Genomic DNA, 18113 nt, shown 5'->3' with positions numbered 1-18113 from the left:
GGCTGGTGATCAGGTCGGTGGGACTGGGCGGCGGTCGGGCCTCAGGGCTTGCGCCCGACCACCGCGTGCAGGTTCGCGCGGTTCGGGTCGTCGCCCAGCTCGTCGGGCGATTCGGGGCGCCACTCGGGCGTCATCACCGAACCGGGGTCGAGGACCTCGAGCCCCTCCGCCATCCGCGGGGTTGTGGGCTCGGCGGTGCGGCGGAAGACGCCCCGCGGGTCGTCGGAGTGCGGGATGAACCGGTGGATGCCGAGGTCTACGGGTTCGAGGTCCACGCGGCGCAGGTGGTCGTGGACGCGGGCGGAGCCGGACAGGCCGGCGTCGACACCCTCGGGAACCCACCCGGCCCGGTCGACCACGCCGCACCCACCCGTTCTCGCGCCCAGTCCACTGGAAGACGACCACCCTACCGATGGGGGCCATCCGCCGAACGGCGCACGCCGGGGTTCACCCCGATGCCGGAAGGCCGCCCGTCGGGGCGGGGGTGACGGCAGCCCCGTCGCGGACCGCGTGGAGAACGCGACGGGGCTAGACGCAGATCCAGTCGGTCTGCACGGTGGTGCCGTCGACGGTGCAGCGCAACCGCATCGGGCCGGGCGGTGGCGGGCCCAGCAGGAACGAGCCGAACTCGTCGGTCACCGTCTCCTCGACGGGGCCGGCGGGGGTGAGCAGAACGACCACGGCCGCGCCCGGCGGCATGAGCTGCCCGGCGATGCCCGCGGTGGTGACCTCGACCTGCAACGACACGTCGTCGGCGTCGAACACGAGCTGCCGCGCGGTCAGCACGGCCCTCGCCCGGCCCGCGAGCCCGGCGTCCAGGATCGAGTCGTAGCTGGTGAGCAGCAGCAGGTCCACGTCGACCGTGCGCCACGCGAACGCGGCCCTGCCCGCTTCCAGGAACGCCGGTGGCACGGCGTCCGCCTCGGTCAGCGCGGTGCGGAGGGCTCCCAGCAGGTGCTCATCGCTGTCCCAGTGCTGCACCCAGAACACCTCCCTCCGGGGTCTTGCCCGTGAACGCGAGGATCGCGGGCGTCTTGCGCAACTTGTTCAGGCAGCGGATCCGGGTGGGGCCGATGCTCCCGATCGGCATGTCGAGCTGTTCGCTGACGTCCGCGTAGCTCGGGGGCGGGTCGGCCATCAGCTTCGCCAGCAGTTCCCGGCACTGGTCGGACAGCATGCTGAACCCGTCGCGCAGCGCCTGCCTGCGTTCGGCCGCCAGCAGTTCCGCCTCGACGTCGGCCTGGTCCACGGCCACCGGCTGCTCGTCGGTCGCCTGGGGGTCGAACGGCTGGGTCCGCTGCTGGAGCTTGAGCATCCGCAGGCACTCGTTGCGGGTGGTCGTCGCGATCCAGCCGGGCAGCGCCTCCGGGTCGCGGAGCTTGCCTATCTGCTCCACGAGCCGCAGCCACAGCGTCTGGTTCACGTCCGCCGCGTCCGCGGGCCGCAGCCGGTGCTGGTAGATCACCGAGAGCACCAGCGGCGTGTACCGGACGACGATCTCGTTCCAGGCACGCTGATCGCCGTCGTTCGCCGCGTCGACGAGCGAGGCGATCGGGGATGCATGGGTCACGTCCCCTCCTCTTGTTCAGCAGGGACTGACGCGCCGTGCTTCGAAATGCTGCCACAAGGTGCGGAGCGCGCAGGAGGCCGTCAGATACACGTAGGGGTCGTCCCGATCGGGTCAGGGCACCTGGACGCCGTAGCCGGGGTGGAACTCGGCGCCCGCCAGCAGCTGGTCACGGGCCTGCGCGGCGGTGATGCCGTTCGTGGTCATCAGCGCCGCGATCGTGCCGGCCACGTGCGGGGTCGCGAAGGAGGTGCCCGCCCAGTAGGCGTACCGGTCGAACGCCTCGGGCGCGGGTTCGCCGGGCAGCTGCCACTCGCCCTTGAGGTAGGTGCTGCTGCGGTTGCCGACCGCGCACAGCTCCACCCAGTGCCCGTGGTTGCTGTAGCAGGCCGGGACGACCGTGCCGTCGCCGTTGAGCGCCAGCGCGGCCACCCCGACGACGTTGCTCAGCGCGGCGGGCCAGCTCGGCCGCTCGGTGCCCTGGTTGCCCGCGGACGCGACGACCACGACCTCCCTGGGCAGCAGGTTGATCGCGCGCCGGATGGGTTCGGAGGCCACGTTGTCCAGGGTGAAGCAGCCCAGCGACATGTTGACGATCTGCACGTCCTTGGACAGCCCGGCGATCGCGGTGGCCAGCGCCTCCTCGTCACCGAGGCCGTTCGGGGCGAGCGCGACCTCCGGGTCGAACCGGGAGCCCGGCGCGGCCTGCCGCGCGACACCCGCGACGAACGTGCCGTGCCCGCCCTGGAGGGCGAAGAAGTCGCCGTGGTCGTAGGCCGCGTCCACGTCGTCGGCCTGCGGGGTGTACCAGCCCGCCAGCCAGTCCGGGTGGTCCGCGGCGGCGGAGGCGGAGATGCCGGTGTCGATCACGCCGATGGTGACGCCCTTGCCCAGGTCGGGCCTGCCGGGCCTGGGCAGCGGCGTGGTCGGCCGGGGACGGTCGCCGGGGCAGCCGTGCATGTTGCCGCCGTGGCCGACCGCGAGGTGGTGCGGTTGGACCAGCGGGATGCGCTCACCGGGCCACGTCTTCGGGTCGCGGAGCAGCCGCACGATCCGCGGAATGTCATCCGGATTGTTCGGGAGATTCACCCGATCCATTCCGAGGAATCCCTTGCCCAATTCGAATCGGAAGCCGTTTTCCCGCAGTTTTGCGATAACCCGCTGGAGGTCCTCGGCGGTGACCAGCAGTTGGCCGGGGCGGAACAGGAACTCGCGACCGGGCTCGGCGTGCAGCCGAATGCGCTGGTCCCTCGCGATGACCTGGTCAAGTGCCTTCAGGTAAAGCTCGGCGCGGTCCGACGATTTTGACACCAAAGCCTCACAACAACGTCGAGGAGGGGACAGGCGGCCACCGATCAGCTTGATCAAGCTACCACAACGGCGTTCCCAAACGGCTGCCCGATAAAGTGCACCGGTGGCCGATGTTTCCGCCGCCGATGCGCTGGACGCGAGGCAACGCGATCCGCATGCGGCGATCGAGATGGGCCGTTCGGCGCTGCGTCGCGCACGGGCGGCGGGCGACGCCGAGGAGGCGTCGCTGGCCGAACGCGCCATCGGGCTGTCCTACCGCGAACTGCACGACTTCGACGCCGCCGAACGCCACCTCCGCGGTTCGATCCGGATCGCGAGGGGCGCGGATTCGGCGCGCCTGACGGCGTTGGCGCGGATGAGCCTGGCGTTCGTGCTGTCCAACACCGGCCGCCACGTGCAGGCGCTGCGCGCGATCACCGCGGCGCTGCCCGACCTGCACGGGCAGGACGCGGGCAGCGGCCGGACCACCCGCGGGATCGTGCTGCACTACCTGTGCCGCTACGACGAGGCGCTGCACGAGTACAACGCCGCGGTGGAGGTCGTGCGGCGGTTCGACGACCGGCTGACCGAGGCGCGCGTGCTGAACAACCGCGGCCTGCTCCGGGCGTACACCGGCGGTCTGCGGGAGGCCGACGAGGACTTCGACCGGGCGGCGTGGCTGTACCGGGACCTGGGGCAGGACCTGGCGGTCGCGGACGTGCGGTGGAACGCGGGCATCTCCGCGGTCCGCGCCGGGGACGTCCCGCGGGCGCTGACGATGTTCGCCGAGGCGGACCTGGAGTACCGGCGGCTGGAGGTGCCCCGGCCGATGCTGCTGATCAACCGGTTGGAGCTGCTGGTGTCGGTGCCGCTGGTGGAGGAGGCCCGCGCGGCCGCCGACCGGGCGCTGGCCGAGATGGGCGGCCGCGACCTGGTGCTCGGCCGCTCGGAGGCGCTGTTCTACCGGGCCCGCGTCGCGTTGCAGGAGGGCGAACTGGACCGGGCGGTGGAGTTCGCGGCGTTGGCGCGCAAGGGGTTCCGCCGGGAGAAGCGCGAGGTCTGGGAGGCCAGCGCCAGGCACGTCGAGCTGCACGCGGCGTACCTGAGCGGCAGGCGGTCGCGCGCGCTGGGCACGGCGACGGCGAAGGTGGCCGACCGGCTCGACGAGCTGGGCTGGCGGACGCAGGCGCTGGAGGCGCGGGTCGACGCCGCGCTGATCGCCCGCGACCTCGGCGACTTCCCGTTGGCGCGCAGGCACCTGGAGGCCGCGGGCGCCGCCCGCCGCGGCGGCACGGCGGCCAACCGGGTGCAGGGCTGGTACGCCGAGGCGCTGCGGCGCGGCCTGGACGGCAACACCCGCGGCGCGCAGACCGCGTTGCGCCGGGGGCTCGCGCTGCTCGACGAGTACCGGGTGTCGCTCGGGGCGGCGGAACTGCGGGCGCTGTCGGGCGCGCAGGGCAAGGCCCTGGCGTTGGAGGGGCTGCGCGGCGCGGTCGCCACCGGGCACGCGGTCAACGTGCTGAGCTGGGCGGAGAGCTGGCGCGCCGGCGCGCTGCGGATGACGCCCGCGCGGCCGCCGGAGGACTCCGGGGTGGCCGACGCGCTGGCCGAGCTGCGCGCCGTGACCGCGGACCTGGAGGGCGCGCTGCTGGCGGGCAAGGCCTCCGGCGCGCTGCGGCAGCGGCAGGTGCGCATGGAGCAGCGGGTCCGCGACCTGAGCCGCCGGGTCGGCGGCGGCGGCGCGATCCACCGGCCACCGGCCGTGCGCGACCTCGCGTGGGCGCTCGGCGACGCGGCGCTGGTGGAGTACGTGAACTTCGACGACGAGCTGCTGGCCGTCGTGGTCGCGGGCGGTCGGGCGTCGCTGCACCGGCTCGGCGACGTCGAGGGCGCGGTCCGGGAGATCCGGCTGCTGCGCTTCGCCCTGCACCGCATGGTCACGCTGCCCGCGACCGTCAACCGCTCGCACCTGCGGGCCACCTCCGCGCACGCCGCGGGCCGGTTGGCGGACCGCCTGCTGGGGCCGCTTCGCAAGCGGGTCGACGGCCGGGCGCTGGTGGTCGTGCCGACCGGGGTGCTCAACGGCCTGCCGTGGTCGGTGCTGCCCGGCAACGAGGGCCGCTCGGTGACCGTGGCCCCGTCCGCGACGGTGTGGCTGCGGGCCGCCACGTCCTCGCGGGTGCCGCGGCCGGGCGACCGCTCCGTGCTGGCCGCGGGCCCGCGCCTGCCCGCCGCGCCGACCGAGATCGCCGCCGTCGCCGAGCACGTGCCCGGCGCGCGGGTGCTCGTGGACAAGGAGGCCACCGTCGACGAGGTCGCCGCCGCGATGGACGGCGCCCCGCTGGCGCACGTGGCCGCGCACGGCTCGTTCCGCGCGGACAACCCGCTGTTCTCCGCGTTGGAACTGGCCGACGGCCCGCTGACCGTGTACGACCTGGAACGCCTGCGCACCCCGCCGGTGCGGGTCGTGCTGTCGGCCTGCGACTCGGGCATGTCCGCCGTCCGGCCCGGCGACGAGCTGATGGGCTTCACCGCCGCCCTCCTGGGACTGGGCACGGCCACCCTCATCGCACCGGTCATGCCGGTGCCGACCGAGATGACCACCCCGCTCATGGTCGACCTGCACCGACGCCTCGGCGAGGGCACCCCGCCCGCAGTCGCGCTGGCCGAAGCGCAGCAGGCGCACTCGGCGGGCGGCGGCGACATCGCCTACTCGGCCAGCGTCGGGTTCGTCTGCTTCGGCGCGGGCTGACGCGGCTCCTGTTGTCGCCACGCGCCGAACGGACTTGACTTGGGCCGATGAACGCACAGGAGATGCTCGCGGTCGCCATCGCCGAAGCCCGCACCGGACTGGCCGAGGGCGGTATCCCGATCGGGGCCGCGCTGTTCGACCGGGACGGCGTGGTGCTCGGCCGCGGCCACAACCGGCGGGTGCAGGACGGCGACGCCTCCACCCACGGTGAGACCGCCGCCTTCCGCAACGCGGGCCGCCGGGCGAGCTACCGGGACACGATCATGGTGACGACGCTGTCGCCGTGCTGGTACTGCAGCGGGCTGGTGCGCCAGTTCGGGATCCCGCACGTGGTGATCGGGGAGGCGCAAACGTTTTCCGGCGGGCACGACTGGCTGGCGGAGCACGGGGTGGAGATCACCATCGTGGACGACGCCGAGTGCGTGGGGCTGATGACGGAGTTCATCGCGGCGAAGCCGGAGCTGTGGTTCGAGGACATCGGGCAGGACTGACGGTCCTCCCACCGGGCACCACTGCCCGTCACCGCGACTCCGGAAACAACCCGTAACAAGCCACGCAGCGTCACGACACATGCCGGACATGTGATGGGCTGAACATCACCGGGCATGGGGAACTGGGTCGTGGACGGTGAAGACGCGCTGCTGCTCGACGAGGGCGTGGTCGCGGTGGAGGTGCCTGCCGGGTGGGCGGGTGAGGTGAGCCACCAGCTCAGGTTCGCCGGGCCCCTGGGGCCGATCCTCGCGGTGGCGGGGGCGCGCATCCGGTGGTTGTTCCTGGCGGAGTACGAGCCGGAGCCGGTGCAGCGCTACGTCCTGCCGCCCGAGGTGCGGTGCTGGGACGGGCCGCGGCGGATCGAGACCGGGGCGTCGCGGTGGGTTGTCGCGCCGGGGCACAGCGCACTGCCCACGGTGGGGGCGGTGCGCTGTGCCATCCGAACGGTTCGGCGCTCGCTGGTCTAGGCCTGGTCGGCCTTGCCGTGCTGCTCGACGGCTTCGTCGACGCTGCCCAGGATGGTGAACACGGCGTTCAGGCCGGTGGCCTCGATGGGGCGCAGTGCGGCCCTGCTCGACGCGACGACGATGAAGGCGCTGCCCAGTTCCGTGGCGCGCTGGTGGCCGATGACCAGGGCCTCCAGACCTGCCGAGCCGAGGAACCGCACGCCGCCGAGGTCGACGACCACGGTGCGGACGCCCTCGGTGAGGTGCGTCTGCAGCGGCCCCGAGAGCTCCTGGGCGCTCGTCGTGTCCAGTTCACCGGACACGTGCAGCACGATCAGGTCCTGCGTCGCGCGGTTCACCTGCACGGAAGCCAGAACGGCGGGCTGCGGCGCGGTCGCCCCCGTCGCTGTGGGATCTGGCACACCGGTCTCCTCTCACTTCGACTGCCGGTACGGCAGTTAACCTACGGTAGACCTGCTCGGAGGCCTGCGGGCCGTCTGATTGATTACTCGAGCGTCCAGTCGACCAGCCGGTCGACCAGCGCGCGGGGGTCGCTGTCGTCCTTCAGAGCGCGGCGCTGCCTGGCGGCGGCCGAACCGTTGACGCGCAACCACTCCAGGTGCTCCTCCACAGTGGACAGCTGGCCGACCTCGCGCAGCGCGTCCGACGTGTAGGCCACGAGCTTGGCCGCCTGCTCGTGCGCGGGCACCAGGGCACCGGTCCGCACGTCGACACCCAGGCCGTCGATGCCGTCCCGCGCGGCCCGCCACGCGGCGGCGCGCAGCAGCACCGGGTCGACGGGCTCGTCCTGGGGCGGGTCGGCCACGGCGGTGGCGGCGAGCGCGCGGACCAGTTCCGCGAACACGGCCACCTCGCGCACGGTCAGCGGCAGGTCGGCGACCCGGACCTCGATCGTCGGGTGGTTCGCCGACGGCCGGATGTCCCAGTACACCATCCCCTTGTCCAGCAGCGCTTCCGAGTCGATCAGCGACTTCACCAGCAGCTCGTAGTGCGCGGCCGACTCGAAGTGCGGCGGCGCGCCGCCGACGGGCCAGCGGGACCAGATCATCGCCCGCCAGCTCGCGTACCCGGTGTCCTCGGTGTCCATGACGGGCGAGTTCACCGTCAGCGCGAGGAGCGTCGGCAGCCACGGCCGGATGGCGTTGGAGATGTGGATCGCGGTCTCCTGGTCGGGCACGCCGACGTGCACGTGGCACCCGCACACGCCCTGCCCGCCGAGGAGCTTGCGGTGCGAGTGCTCCATCAACCGGTAGCGGGGGTCGTCGGTCTCCGGCGGCGGCCCGGCCTTGCCCAGCGGAGGGATGGCGGCGGCCATCAGCCTGCAACCGGCGGCGCGCGCCGCCTTGGCCAGGTGCTCGCGCCCGGCGCGGATCTGCTCGACCAGCTCACCGGGCGTCTCGCACACCGGTGTGGCCACCTCGATCTGGAACGGGGTCAACTCGCGCTGGACGTCGAAGCCGTCACCGGCTTCCTCCACCACCCGTTGGGCAAGGGGAACCGGTCTGCGGGTCTCCGGATCGACCAGGAACAGCTCCTGCTCGACACCGACGGTCCAAAGGGAGGTCATGGCACTCTGTACCCATTCGGACGGCGCACCAACCATCGGCGTTTGGCCCAGCGGTCGGCTGGGCACAGGCGCGGTATGAGACTCCGGCGCAGTGCCCTGAACGGTCCGGGGTGGCACCGCGGCCGACGTGGACGCGGGTTCACCTACACCGACGGCGACGGCAACAAGCTCGACGCGGAAGCGCGGCAGCGCGTCGCCGACCTGGTCATCCCGCCCGCGTGGCGCGACGTGTGGATCTGCCCGTACCCGAACGGGCACGTCCAGGCCGTCGGCACCGACGACGCCGGTCGCAGGCAGTACCTCTACCACGAGCGGTGGCGCAGCGAGCGGGACGAGGAGAAGCACGATCGGGTGCTTGGGTTGGTGCCTCGGCTGCCCGCGTTCCGGGCTGAGGTGGGTCGAATGATGGGCGGGTCCGGTCTGGGGGCTGATCGGGTGTTCGGTACTGCCCTGCACCTGCTTGACCGGGGGGTTTTCCGTGTTGGTGGGGAGTCTTACGCGCAGGAGAACGGGTCGCATGGGGTGGCGACTTTGCTGTGTTCGCACGTGGAGGTGAGCGGGGACGAGGTCGGGTTCCGGTTTCCGGCGAAGAGCGGGATCGAGTTCGTGCGGTCGGTGCGGGATGGGGCGTTGGCACGGGTGGTGCGGGCGTTGAGGCGGGGGAGGTCGGGGGAGGACCGGTTGCTGGTGTACCGGGAGGGGCGGAAGCGGTGCGAGGTGCATTCGGATGAGGTGAACGAGAGGTTCAAGGGGTTGGTGGGGGAGGAGTACTCGGTGAAGGACCTGCGTACTTGGCACGGGACTGTGTCGGCGGCGGTGGGTTTTTCGGGGGTTTTCGCGGAGGTGGGGTTGCCGGGGTCGAAGGCCGGGGTCAGGAGGGTGGAGGCGGAGGTGATGAGGAGGGTGGCGGAGGAGTTGGGGAATACGCCGGCGGTGGCTCGGAAGTCCTATGTGGATCCGCGGGTGGTGGGGGCTTTTGAGGGTGGGAGGGTGATTCGGGAGGGGATTTCGGATCGGGAGGCTCGGGATCGGGCTGTGGCTCGGTTGGTGAGGAGGGGGTAGGGGGTGGGTTGGGTTTTGGGGAGGGGAAGCCCGGCCCCCGGTCGCGCGATTGTCTCAATGCCACACCCCCGTTTGTCAAGGCGGGAAAGATGCCTTGACAAACGGGGGTGTGGCAGGAGGGCGCTGTGTATCGGGGGCAGGGGGAGGTCTGGCTTCGCCAGCATCGGCTTTGCCGACAGGGCATCAGGCTGCGCCTGACTCGGGCACCTCGCTGCGCGTCGGTAGGGCATCAGGCTGCGCCTGACAGGGCACCTTGCTGCGCGTCGGTAGGGCATCAGGCTGCGCCTGACAGGGCACCTTGCTGCGCGTCGGTAAGGCGGGCGGACGCTCCGCGTCGGATGCGGGTGGGCGGCTGCGCCGGGGGTGTTTGGGGTGTCTGGTTCTTGTTCAGCTGCGCAGCAGTGCGCCTACGTCTTCGTGTAGGCGTAGGCGGTCGCCGACCAGGATGATGTTGGCTTCTGTGGCGACCGCGGCGTTGGGGAGGACTTCGTCTGCGCGTTGTTGGAGCAGGTCGTGGTGGGGGGTGGTCGAGATCTGGGTGAGGGTGGGGTCTGTCCAGAGGGTGCGTTCGCCGACCAGGGGTTCGCTGAGGAGGAGGGTGTCTACTGCGCCGGCGCTCAGGGCTGCCAGGACGGCGCGCATGCCGTGTACGGCGGTGCCGGTGAGGCGGCTGGATTCGTCTAGGAAGCGGTCTACGGCGGCGCGGCGTTCGTCGTGGTTGCCGCGGCTCGCGAGGTGTTGGACGACGTTGTCCAGTCGGATGTCGCCGGGCCTGGGGTCGGCGTCGACCTCGACGATGATGTGCTGGTGGGCGGGGGAGAGGGTGTTGCGGAGGGCGCGGCGGGAGCGGAGGGGGCCTGCCAGGACGAGCAGGGGGGCGTTGAGGCGGGTGATCATGCGGGCGGCTTCGTCGGCGATGTCGGCGAGTTCGGCGGCGCGCAGGCGTTCGCCGGACGGGGGGAGTCTGCCGCCGACGGTGGCGACGGCCACCGGGCGGCCCGCGTGGTCGATGCCGCGCAGGTCGGCGCCCAGGTGGTCGAGGCGGATGACGACGTGCGGCACGAGTGCTTCGGCCAGGTCGACCAGGGGCAGCAGGTAGGGCAGCGGGGAAAGCCTTGCGGTGTAACCGGAAGGCGGGAGCGGCAGGTAGCGGTCCAGCACGATCCGGTCACCGCGGGCGATCAGCGCGCGGCCGGTGGAGCCCGGAGGGGTCTCGCCGGACAGCACGGCGGTGGTCAGCGCGTCGAGGATCTCCTCGCCCGCGGACTGCGCCTCCAACTGGTCGCGCATGGCCCGCCAGCGCAGCTCGACCAGGCTGGAGGCGTCGAAGTAGACCGAGGCGCAAGGGCCGTCACCGTGGACGAGCCCCCGCAGATCGCCGGTGTCCATGGCTGCTCCTCCCGGTTGGTTACGGGGTGTGGTTACCCCACCGGGCCGGTGTTCACGCTTTGAGGTGCCTTCGCCTCGACCGCTCGATGTGCACGCACCCCTGCGCGATGACGACGCCGGCGAACCCGACGAGCAGGTGCACGAAGCCCATGGCGCTGTTGGCGTTGAGCGGGCCGGTGCCCGCGACCTCGCCGGACGGCGCGCCGATGGCGAAGACCACCAGGTAGACCGGTGCCATCAGGGCGCCGAACACCCGCGCGGACTTCGGGCGCCAGCACAGCGCGAGCCCGATCAGGCCGGTGACGAGGTAGACGGTGTTCTGCAATGGGTTGACCCGCAGCCCCAGCACGTAGTCCGGGCCCGCGCCGAAGTAGTCGTCGAACCCGGTGACCGCGAACCCGGCCAGTCCGAGCAGCGCCAGGAGCACGCTGAGCACCATGGCCGCCAGCTGCGGCCAAGGAAGAGAGGTCACGCGGACGTCCACCACGGTTTCCACCTTGATCCGGGAGATGGTCACAGTCCTACCACCAGTGGACCACTCGTGCTCACTCTTCTTCCAACAGATTTCGCAACCGCTCCAACGACTGGGCCAGCAGCCGCGACACGTGCATCTGGGAGACGCCCACCAGGTTGGCGATCTCGGTCTGCGTCTTGTCCTCGAAGAAGCGCAGCACGACGATCCGCCGCTCGCGCTTGGGCAGGCCGCGCAGCATCGGGTTGAGCGCGTGGTGCAGCTCGGCGACCTCCAGCTCGTGGTCGTCGGACCGCAACTGGTCGTCGACCTCCTCGCCGGGCAGGTCGTCCAGCGACAGCAGGTGGTAGGCGCTGCTCGCGTGCAGCCCCTCGTACACCTCCTCGGGACTCACGTCGAGGTGGCGGGCGACTTCGCGCGGTGTCGGGGCGCGGCCGAGTTCGTCGCTCAGTTCGGTGCGGGCCGCGTCGATCGCGAGGCACAGCTCCTTGAGCTTGCGCGGCACCCGCACCGTCCAGCACAGGTCGCGGAAGTAGCGGCGGATCTCGCCGGTGATGGTCGGCACGGCGAACGCCAGGAACTCGATGCCGCGACCGACGTCGAACCGGTCGACCGCATTGATCAGCCCGACCGCGGCCACCTGCCGCAGGTCCTCGGCGTTCTCGCCGCGGTCGGCGAACCGCTCCGCGATGTGCTCGGCGACGGGCAGGTGCGAGGTGACCAGGAGGTCGCGCAGCTCGTTGAACCTGGGTCTGCGTGGATCGGTCGCGGCCAGCTCGCGGAAAACGGGTTCCATCGCGGGGTAGGTCGTCATAGCAACGTCGCTTCCCGCCGCCGCAGCTCGATGTGCAGCATGCCGTCCGCGTCGACCATCGTCGACGCGGAGTCGGCCAGTGAACTGATCACGCGCCAGCAGAACGAGGTCGTCTTCGGCACCCAGGTGCTGGGGGAGGAGACCTGCGCGCGGAACAGCAGTACGTGGTGCGCCACCGCGAAGTGGCAGGTGAGTCGGGCGCCCTCGGACGCGCGGCGGATGAGCAGTGAGCAGGCCTCGTCCACGGCCAGGACGAGTTCCGCGACGGTGTCGCGGTCGAACGCGGCGCGCTCGGCCATCCCGGACGTGGCGATCCTGATGCTGGAGAGGTGGGCGGGCCCCGCGGGGACTCGGACGTCGAGATCCGATGTCGTCGCGGGGCCCTGCTCCGGAGTGCCCATCACGCCATGTGCTGTCCGCCGGTCGTCCTGGTGGGCCGCTCGTCGGGTCGGTCGAAGGTCACGACTCCGCCGTGCGGGCTTCCCCCCAGGACGCATCCGGCACGGGCCCTCGCAGGGGCCCGGACGCCGACCGACTTCTCGATGGTGGTCACTGGGAACCTCCTTGGGATTTCGGTTGCCGTCTGGGCAGTGAGTACCCCTCGGTACGTCATCTACACATCGGTTGCCGCGATCCACAGAGGACAGTCGGGCCGGGAGCGCTCCCAGAAGTGCTGTTCAGCGCGTCGCGCCACCTGATCGGGAGGGGCGGACTGGTGACCCGCGACGCTTGCCGACTACCGGTTCAGCAGTTCGTCGGCACCGAGGGTGTTGATCACGCGGTCGGGGGTCACACCGCAGGCTTCCGCGCGTTCGCAGCCGTGCGCGAGCCAGTCGAGCTGGCCGGGCGCGTGCGCGTCGCTGTCGATCGCGAACTCGCAGCCGATGTCCACGGCCAGCCGCAGCAACCGCGTCGGCGGGTCGCGCCGCTCGGGCCGGGAGTTGATCTCCACCGCCGTGCCGTGCTCCCGGCAGGCCTCGAACACCGCCTCCGCGTCGAACGTCGACTCCGGCCGCCCCTTGCCCACGACCAGCCTGCCGGTGCAGTGGCCGAGCACGTCCACGTGCGGGTTCGCCACGGCGGTGAGCAGCCGCTCGGTCATCTCCCGCTCGGCCATCCGCAGCTTCGAGTGCACGCTGGCCACCACGACGTCGACCCGTCCCAGCAGCTCGTCGGTCTGGTCGAGCGCGCCGTCGTCGAGGATGTCCACCTCGATCCCGGTGAGGATCAGGAACGGCGCCAGCTCCACGTTCAGCTCGGCCACCACCTCCAGCTGCTTGCGCAGCCTGTCGGCGGTCAGGCCGCGCGCCACGGTGAGCCTCGGCGAGTGGTCGGTCAACGCGACCCACTCGTGCCCGAGGTCGCGGGCGGCCTCGGCCATCTCCCGGATGGGGCTGCCGCCGTCGGACCAGTCGGAGTGGGTGTGGCAGTCGCCCTTGAGCGCGGCCCGCAGCTCGTGACCACCGGTCACCGGCGCAGGCTCGTCCACCTTGTCGAAGTACGCGGGCTCCCGCCCGTGCGCGGCGTCCACGATCACGCCCGCGGTGGCCTTCCCGATGCCCGGCAGGTCGGTCAGCGTCCCGGCGGCGACCCTGCGGTCCAGCTCACCCGGCGGCAGCGCCGCCACGACGTCGGCGGCGCGGCGGAACGCGCGCACCCGGTAGGTGGGCTCGCCCGCCCGTTCCAGTCGGAAGGCGACCTGCCGCAGTGCCCAGAGGGGATCCACGCCCCAGTTCTATACCCGCTCCCGCGTCTCCGCCGAGTGCGATCGCCCGGCACGGGTCCCGTGCCGGGCGAATGGACTCCACCCGTTCAGCCGCACGTGGCACCCGGTTCCGCAACACAACCGAAACGAGCGAAGCGGACAATTGGCCACGTGACCACGTCCGAGGAGCTGGAGTCGTCGATCGCCGACACGGTCGAGGAGTCGGCGCGCGGCTACGACCGCTTCGCCGTCGACCTCTTCCGGCCCATGGGCCGCGTGCTCGTCGAACGGGCCGGGCTGCGCTCGGGCGAGCACGTGCTGGAGGTCGGCTGCGGTCGGGGCTCGACGCTGCTCGCGGCACTGGACGTGGTGGGCGGCAACGGGTCCGTCATGGGCGTCGACGCCTACCCCGGCATGGTGCAGCTCGCCACCGCCCGGCTGCGCGACCGGCACTCCGCGAACTCCGACGTGCGCTTGGACGACGTCGACAAGCCCAACTTCCAGCCCGAGTCCTTCGACGCGGTGCTGGCCAACCTCATGGTCTTCCAGCTCGCCGACCCGGCCGCCGCGCTGCGCCACTACGCCACCCTGCTGCGCCCGCACGGGCGGATCGGGTTCAGCACGGTGGCCGCGCCGGACCGCGCGTTCGTCGGCGCGCTGGCCGCCATCGCCCGGTTCGCGCCCAAGCTGAGCGCCGCCCGCGGCCCGTTCCGCAGCGAGGCCGCGATCCGGGGCTTCCTCGCCGACCACGGGTACGAGCGGGTGGAGATCACCGAGGACGTGCTGGAGATCCGGTTCCGCGACGCGGAGCACTGGCTGGAGTGGATGTGGGCGCACGGCGGCCGCGAACTCCTCGACCGCGTGCCGACCGCCGAGCTCGCCGACGCGCGCGCCGCCGCCATGGCCGAGATCGAGACCGCCCGCTCCGCCGACGACCAGCTGGTGCTCACCACCTCGGTCCGCTTCACCGTGGCCGCACCGAAAACACCCGCGCGCGGGTAGACGTCCGGTTTGGACCGTCTTCTTCGGTCCCGTCCGCCTTCTGAATCGAGGACGTGCCGATCCGCCGGCCGAAATCGTTGCCGCACCGGGGGAAGTGGGTCAGGATGGCCGCCATGTCCCCACGACCGCAGGCAGGCGCCCCCGTGCGCCAGGCCGCGTCAAGACGCAAGCGCAGCAAGGGCGACCTGACCTCCCAGGCGATCCTGGACACAGCCGGGCGCTTGCTGGAGACCCGTTCGCTCGACGAGATCGCGGTCGACGAGCTGACCGACGGCGCCGGGGTGTCCCGCTCCACCTTCTACTTCCACTTCGAATCCCGCGAAGCCGTCCTGCACGCGCTGTCCGAACAGGTCGCCGTCGAACTCCACGAGTCCGCCGCCCTGTGGCTGCGCCGCGGCAGCGAACCCCCGGAAGACGCCATCCGCCGCGCCCTCACCGCCACCGTCGCCCTCTGGCGCAACCACGGCCCGGTCCTCCGCGCCGCCATGCGCGCCCGCGACGTGAACCCCCGCATGCAGGAATTCTGGTCCGGCGTCGCCCGCCGCTTCATCGACGCCGCCGCCGAACAGATCGAACACGAACGCACCGCGGGCCTAGCCCTCCCCGGCCCGCCCGACGCCCGCCTGCTCGCCACCGTCCTCGAGAACATGAACGAACAGGCCTGCTTCAACCAATCCCTCTCCCGCCGCTCCCCAGCCCGCGACCGCAAACTCGTCGACGCCCTCACGCTGATCTGGCTGCGGTCGGTGTACGGGGCGGCTTAGCGGCCCGAGCCGTCCGCGTCCAGCACTCGTGCCAGTTCCAGCCGCGACGAGACGCGCAGCTTCCCGAACACCCGTGACAGGTACACCTCTACGGTCCGCGGGCTGTAATGCAGCGCCGCGGCGATATCCCGATTCCGCATCCCCTGCTGCACCAACCGCGCCACCCGCTCCTCAGCCTCCGTCAACACCCCCGGCGCCTTCACCCGTCCCCTCGGCACCTTCGCCCCCAACTCCCTCAACCGCGCCCCAGCCTGCCGCCGCAGCCCATGCACCCCCAACCGCTGGAACGTCCGATAGGCCTCCACCAACTCCGGCACCGCATCCGGATCCAACCCACCCAGCACCAACTGCCCACGGGCCTTCTCGAACTCCAACCCGCCCGTCCCCGCCTCCTCCACGGCGGCGCGCACCACCTCCGCGTCCCGTTCGACGAGACCCGTGACCCTCAAGAACGTCGTCCGCGTCCAAGGCGCCCCGCGCAACTCGAAGGCATCCCGGAACTGCTCCATCCCGCGCTCACCCCGAGCGACATCCCCCCGCGCCAGATCGATCTCGATCATCCGACCGAGCAGCACGCAGCTGTACGCGGCCTTGCCGAGCGCGTCGACAGCCGTGGTGACCACATGCCGCGCCCCCTCCACATCGCCGCGCGCGGCCAGGTATCCGGCGAGCGCCATGGCGTAGAGCCGGGACATCGTCGGAGTGGTCGGGGGTGCCATCGCGGCGAGCCGGGCGCCGATGTCGAGTTCGCCGCGCCACGTGCGGATCTCCAGTTCGATCGCCCGCACGCCCTCCAGCGTCATCAGCTCCTGGCGCGTGCCGAGTTCGGCGGTGGCGCGGCCGAGCCGGTCGACGCAGGCGTCCCACCGGCCGCCGAGCCAGTCGAGCGCGACCCTGGTGACCTGGAGTTCGCCGAGGAACGCCGACCCGTCGTCGCCCACCAGCTCCTCGGCCCGGCGCAGCCGCCAGGTGGCGTCGTGCACCAGCCCGGACAGCGCGGCGGTCGAAGCGCACACCGCCAGCGCCTGGAGTTCCAGGCCCGGCTGGTCGGCGGCGCGCAGCGCGCGGTTGGCGTACTCGACGGTCTTCTCGTGCTGGAACAGCATGGACGCGACCATCGCCAGCTGTTCGAACACCACCACGCCCTCGGCGGGCGCGAAGCCCGGCAGCGCCTCGATCCGCTCGCTCTCGGCGATCGCGTCGTCGTAGCGGCCGGTGAACACGAGCAGCAGCGCGCGTTGGGCCAGCAGCGCGGGAGGCACCTCGCCCGCGCGGATCTCGTCGTCGGCGATCCGCAGCGCCTCGTCGAGCCTGCCGACGGAGAACAGGCTGGTGAGCAGCGCCGTGCTCACGCGGGCGCGGTCCCGGCCGCGGGGCAGTGCGGCCAGCGCGGCCAGTCCCGGCTCGATCGCCGCCGCCGGACGGGAGGCGCGGGCGAGGACCCGGCACAGCAGCGCGAGCAGTTCGGCGTGCCGGGGAGAACCGGCGGGCACCAGCCGCAAAGCCCGTTCGCACAACGACGCCGCAGTCTCCGGGGCGGTCGTCCTGGCCAGTGCCACGGCCTCGACGAGCACCCGCACGGCCACCTCGTCACCCGGCGCGGCCGACTCGGCCAGGTGCCAGGCGAGCCGCATCAGGTCGACCGGCAGACCGCGCTCGCGGTCCTCCAGCAGCCGCGCGCCGACCAGGCCGTGCAGCCGCCCGCGTGAAGCCGGGCCGACCTCCTGGTAGAGCGCCTCGGCGACCAGCGCGTGCGAGAACCGGTAGCCGCGGTCGTCGTCGCGCTGCACGACACCGGCGCGCAGCAGGTCGTCGAACGCCGTGGCGACGGTGGCCTCCGGCAGTCCGGCGACACCCGCCAGCAACCCGATCTGGTCCAGCCGCACCAGGCGCAGGATCGACATGGCCCGCGCCACCGCACGGGCATCCGGTTCCAGCGGCGCGACCCGGCGCAGCAGCGCGTCGGCACGGGTGAGCCGGATCGCCTCCGGCCGCACGGCGAGCCGCGCGCGGTCGCCGTCGACCGCCAGGAAGTCCAGTTCCCGCAACGAACGCGCGATCTCGGTGGCGAAGAACGGGTTGCCGTCGGCCCGCTTGCGGACCTCGACGGCCAGCGCCTCGTCCACCGGCGAGTCGAGCACCGCCTCGACGACCCGGCCGATGTCGCTGTCCGACAGCGGCGCCAACTCCACCCGGCACACCTCGGTGTGCCGCTCCAGCCGGTCGGCCAGTTCCGAGCGCCCGTGGGACCGGGCCGCCGCGATCAGCGCCAGCGGCGCCTCGGACAGCCTGCGCAGCACGACCGCGAGCAGCGCCAACGAGTCGTCGTCCACCTGGTCCAGGTCGTCGAGCACGAGCACCGCGGCCCGATCCGCGGTCAGCCCGGTCAGCAGCCTCGCCATCAGCTCGCACGACCGGCCGAACGTGCTCGGCTCGGTCAGGTCCATCGCGGCCAGCGCCGCCCGCCGGGTCGGTTCGAGACCACCGGGCAGCGGACCGAGCGCGCGCAGCGCCCCGGTCAACGCGGCGTACGGGATGCGCCGGTCCAGGTCGTCCGGCTCCGCGATCACCACCGCGGCGCCCCGGTCGCGCAACCGCCGCCCCGCCTCGGCGAGCAGACTGGACTTCCCGATGCCCGCCTCACCCGACACCAGCACCGCGACCACCCCGCCCGCGGGCACCCGGTCCACCGCCGCGAACAGCACCGCGAGTTCGGGTTCCCGACCGACGAACGACGCCACGACGAGCCCCCTCCCAACCTCGCTGATGG

General features: G+C 72.2%; 20 protein-coding genes. 7 read left to right on the top strand and 13 right to left on the bottom strand.

All coding sequences use genetic code 11. The annotated features are described in order from the left end of the window. Positions 1 to 41 precede the first annotated feature (41 nt). From RM788_RS14115 to RM788_RS14100, 4 genes are all read right to left on the bottom strand, one after another. A complete protein-coding gene (locus RM788_RS14115) occupies positions 42 to 359 on the bottom strand; it encodes a class I SAM-dependent methyltransferase (RefSeq protein ID WP_315932098.1) in 318 nt (105 codons plus the stop codon). Positions 360 to 528: 169 nt separating this feature from the next. Next, a complete protein-coding gene (locus RM788_RS14110; protein ID WP_315932097.1) occupies positions 529 to 981 on the bottom strand; it encodes a hypothetical protein in 453 nt (150 codons plus the stop codon). Then, the gene (locus tag RM788_RS14105) at positions 959 to 1570 is read right to left on the bottom strand and encodes an RNA polymerase sigma factor (protein ID WP_315932096.1); all 612 of its coding nucleotides are present in this window, start codon (positions 1568 to 1570) and stop codon (positions 959 to 961) included. The genes RM788_RS14110 and RM788_RS14105 overlap by 23 nt, the downstream gene beginning before the upstream one ends. A gap of 111 nt (positions 1571 to 1681) precedes the next feature. Then, positions 1682 to 2527 carry a S8 family peptidase gene (locus tag RM788_RS14100; protein ID WP_315932095.1) on the bottom strand — a complete coding sequence of 282 codons (846 nt, stop codon included), beginning with the start codon at positions 2525 to 2527 and terminating at the stop codon, positions 1682 to 1684. Positions 2528 to 2536: 9 nt separating this feature from the next. Between RM788_RS14100 and RM788_RS14095 the strand changes: the two genes are divergently transcribed. From RM788_RS14095 to RM788_RS14080, 4 genes are all read left to right on the top strand, one after another. After that, positions 2537 to 2875, top strand: coding sequence for a hypothetical protein (locus RM788_RS14095; RefSeq protein WP_315932094.1), 339 nt, complete (start codon positions 2537 to 2539; stop codon positions 2873 to 2875). Between the two features lie 106 nt (positions 2876 to 2981). Then, positions 2982 to 5609, top strand: a complete 2628-nt coding sequence (locus RM788_RS14090; protein ID WP_315932093.1) for a CHAT domain-containing protein — start codon at positions 2982 to 2984, stop codon at positions 5607 to 5609. 47 nt (positions 5610 to 5656) lie between these two features. Further along, positions 5657 to 6100, top strand: coding sequence for a nucleoside deaminase (locus RM788_RS14085; RefSeq protein WP_315932092.1), 444 nt, complete (start codon positions 5657 to 5659; stop codon positions 6098 to 6100). Positions 6101 to 6229: 129 nt separating this feature from the next. After that, positions 6230 to 6568, top strand: coding sequence for a hypothetical protein (locus RM788_RS14080; RefSeq protein WP_315932091.1), 339 nt, complete (start codon positions 6230 to 6232; stop codon positions 6566 to 6568). Here the strand turns inward: RM788_RS14080 and RM788_RS14075 are convergent. After that, positions 6565 to 6969, bottom strand: a complete 405-nt coding sequence (locus tag RM788_RS14075; RefSeq protein WP_315932090.1) for an STAS domain-containing protein — start codon at positions 6967 to 6969, stop codon at positions 6565 to 6567. The genes RM788_RS14080 and RM788_RS14075 overlap by 4 nt on opposite strands. Before the next feature lie 83 nt (positions 6970 to 7052). Then, positions 7053 to 8135 carry a carboxylate-amine ligase gene (locus RM788_RS14070; RefSeq protein ID WP_315932089.1) on the bottom strand — a complete coding sequence of 361 codons (1083 nt, stop codon included), beginning with the start codon at positions 8133 to 8135 and terminating at the stop codon, positions 7053 to 7055. A gap of 75 nt (positions 8136 to 8210) precedes the next feature. On the opposite strand from RM788_RS14070, the gene RM788_RS14065 reads away from it, so the two are divergent. Further along, on the top strand, positions 8211 to 9197 hold the full coding sequence (locus tag RM788_RS14065; RefSeq protein WP_315932088.1) for a DNA topoisomerase IB: 987 nt from the start codon (positions 8211 to 8213) through the stop codon (positions 9195 to 9197). A 387-nt stretch (positions 9198 to 9584) separates the two neighbouring features. On the opposite strand, the gene RM788_RS14060 is transcribed toward RM788_RS14065, so the two are convergent. The 6 genes from RM788_RS14060 to RM788_RS14035 all read right to left on the bottom strand — a co-directional run bounded on the left by RM788_RS14060 (position 9585) and on the right by RM788_RS14035 (position 13598). Beyond that, the gene (locus tag RM788_RS14060; protein ID WP_315932087.1) at positions 9585 to 10586 is read right to left on the bottom strand and encodes a baeRF2 domain-containing protein; all 1002 of its coding nucleotides are present in this window, start codon (positions 10584 to 10586) and stop codon (positions 9585 to 9587) included. A gap of 52 nt (positions 10587 to 10638) precedes the next feature. Next, the gene (locus tag RM788_RS14055; protein ID WP_315932086.1) at positions 10639 to 11103 is read right to left on the bottom strand and encodes a DUF4383 domain-containing protein; all 465 of its coding nucleotides are present in this window, start codon (positions 11101 to 11103) and stop codon (positions 10639 to 10641) included. 28 nt (positions 11104 to 11131) lie between these two features. Continuing rightward, positions 11132 to 11872 (bottom strand): SigB/SigF/SigG family RNA polymerase sigma factor, encoded by a 741-nt coding sequence (locus RM788_RS14050; RefSeq protein ID WP_399343500.1) that lies wholly within the window; start codon positions 11870 to 11872, stop codon positions 11132 to 11134. Further along, positions 11869 to 12276 carry an ATP-binding protein gene (locus RM788_RS14045; RefSeq protein ID WP_315932085.1) on the bottom strand — a complete coding sequence of 136 codons (408 nt, stop codon included), beginning with the start codon at positions 12274 to 12276 and terminating at the stop codon, positions 11869 to 11871. The genes RM788_RS14050 and RM788_RS14045 overlap by 4 nt, the downstream gene beginning before the upstream one ends. Further along, positions 12273 to 12425, bottom strand: a complete 153-nt coding sequence (locus RM788_RS14040) for a hypothetical protein (protein ID WP_315932084.1) — start codon at positions 12423 to 12425, stop codon at positions 12273 to 12275. Before RM788_RS14040 ends, RM788_RS14045 begins: the two co-directional genes overlap by 4 nt. 183 nt (positions 12426 to 12608) lie before the next feature. Then, positions 12609 to 13598 carry a PHP domain-containing protein gene (locus RM788_RS14035; RefSeq protein WP_315932083.1) on the bottom strand — a complete coding sequence of 330 codons (990 nt, stop codon included), beginning with the start codon at positions 13596 to 13598 and terminating at the stop codon, positions 12609 to 12611. Between the two features lie 150 nt (positions 13599 to 13748). On the opposite strand from RM788_RS14035, the gene RM788_RS14030 reads away from it, so the two are divergent. Further along, entirely contained in the window at positions 13749 to 14579 is an 831-nt protein-coding gene (locus RM788_RS14030) for a class I SAM-dependent methyltransferase (protein WP_315932082.1), read from the top strand. A gap of 113 nt (positions 14580 to 14692) precedes the next feature. Beyond that, on the top strand, positions 14693 to 15343 hold the full coding sequence (locus RM788_RS14025; protein ID WP_315932081.1) for a TetR/AcrR family transcriptional regulator: 651 nt from the start codon (positions 14693 to 14695) through the stop codon (positions 15341 to 15343). On the opposite strand, the gene RM788_RS14020 is transcribed toward RM788_RS14025, so the two are convergent. Then, positions 15340 to 18084: an ATP-binding protein gene (locus RM788_RS14020; protein ID WP_315932080.1), complete on the bottom strand. Its 2745-nt coding sequence runs from the start codon at positions 18082 to 18084 to the stop codon at positions 15340 to 15342. The genes RM788_RS14025 and RM788_RS14020 overlap by 4 nt on opposite strands. Positions 18085 to 18113: the final 29 nt, after the last annotated feature.

Source organism: Umezawaea sp. Da 62-37, from assembly GCF_032460545.1.
GTDB lineage: Bacteria > Actinomycetota > Actinomycetes > Mycobacteriales > Pseudonocardiaceae > Umezawaea.
This window is presented reverse-complemented; position numbering and strand designations above follow the sequence as displayed.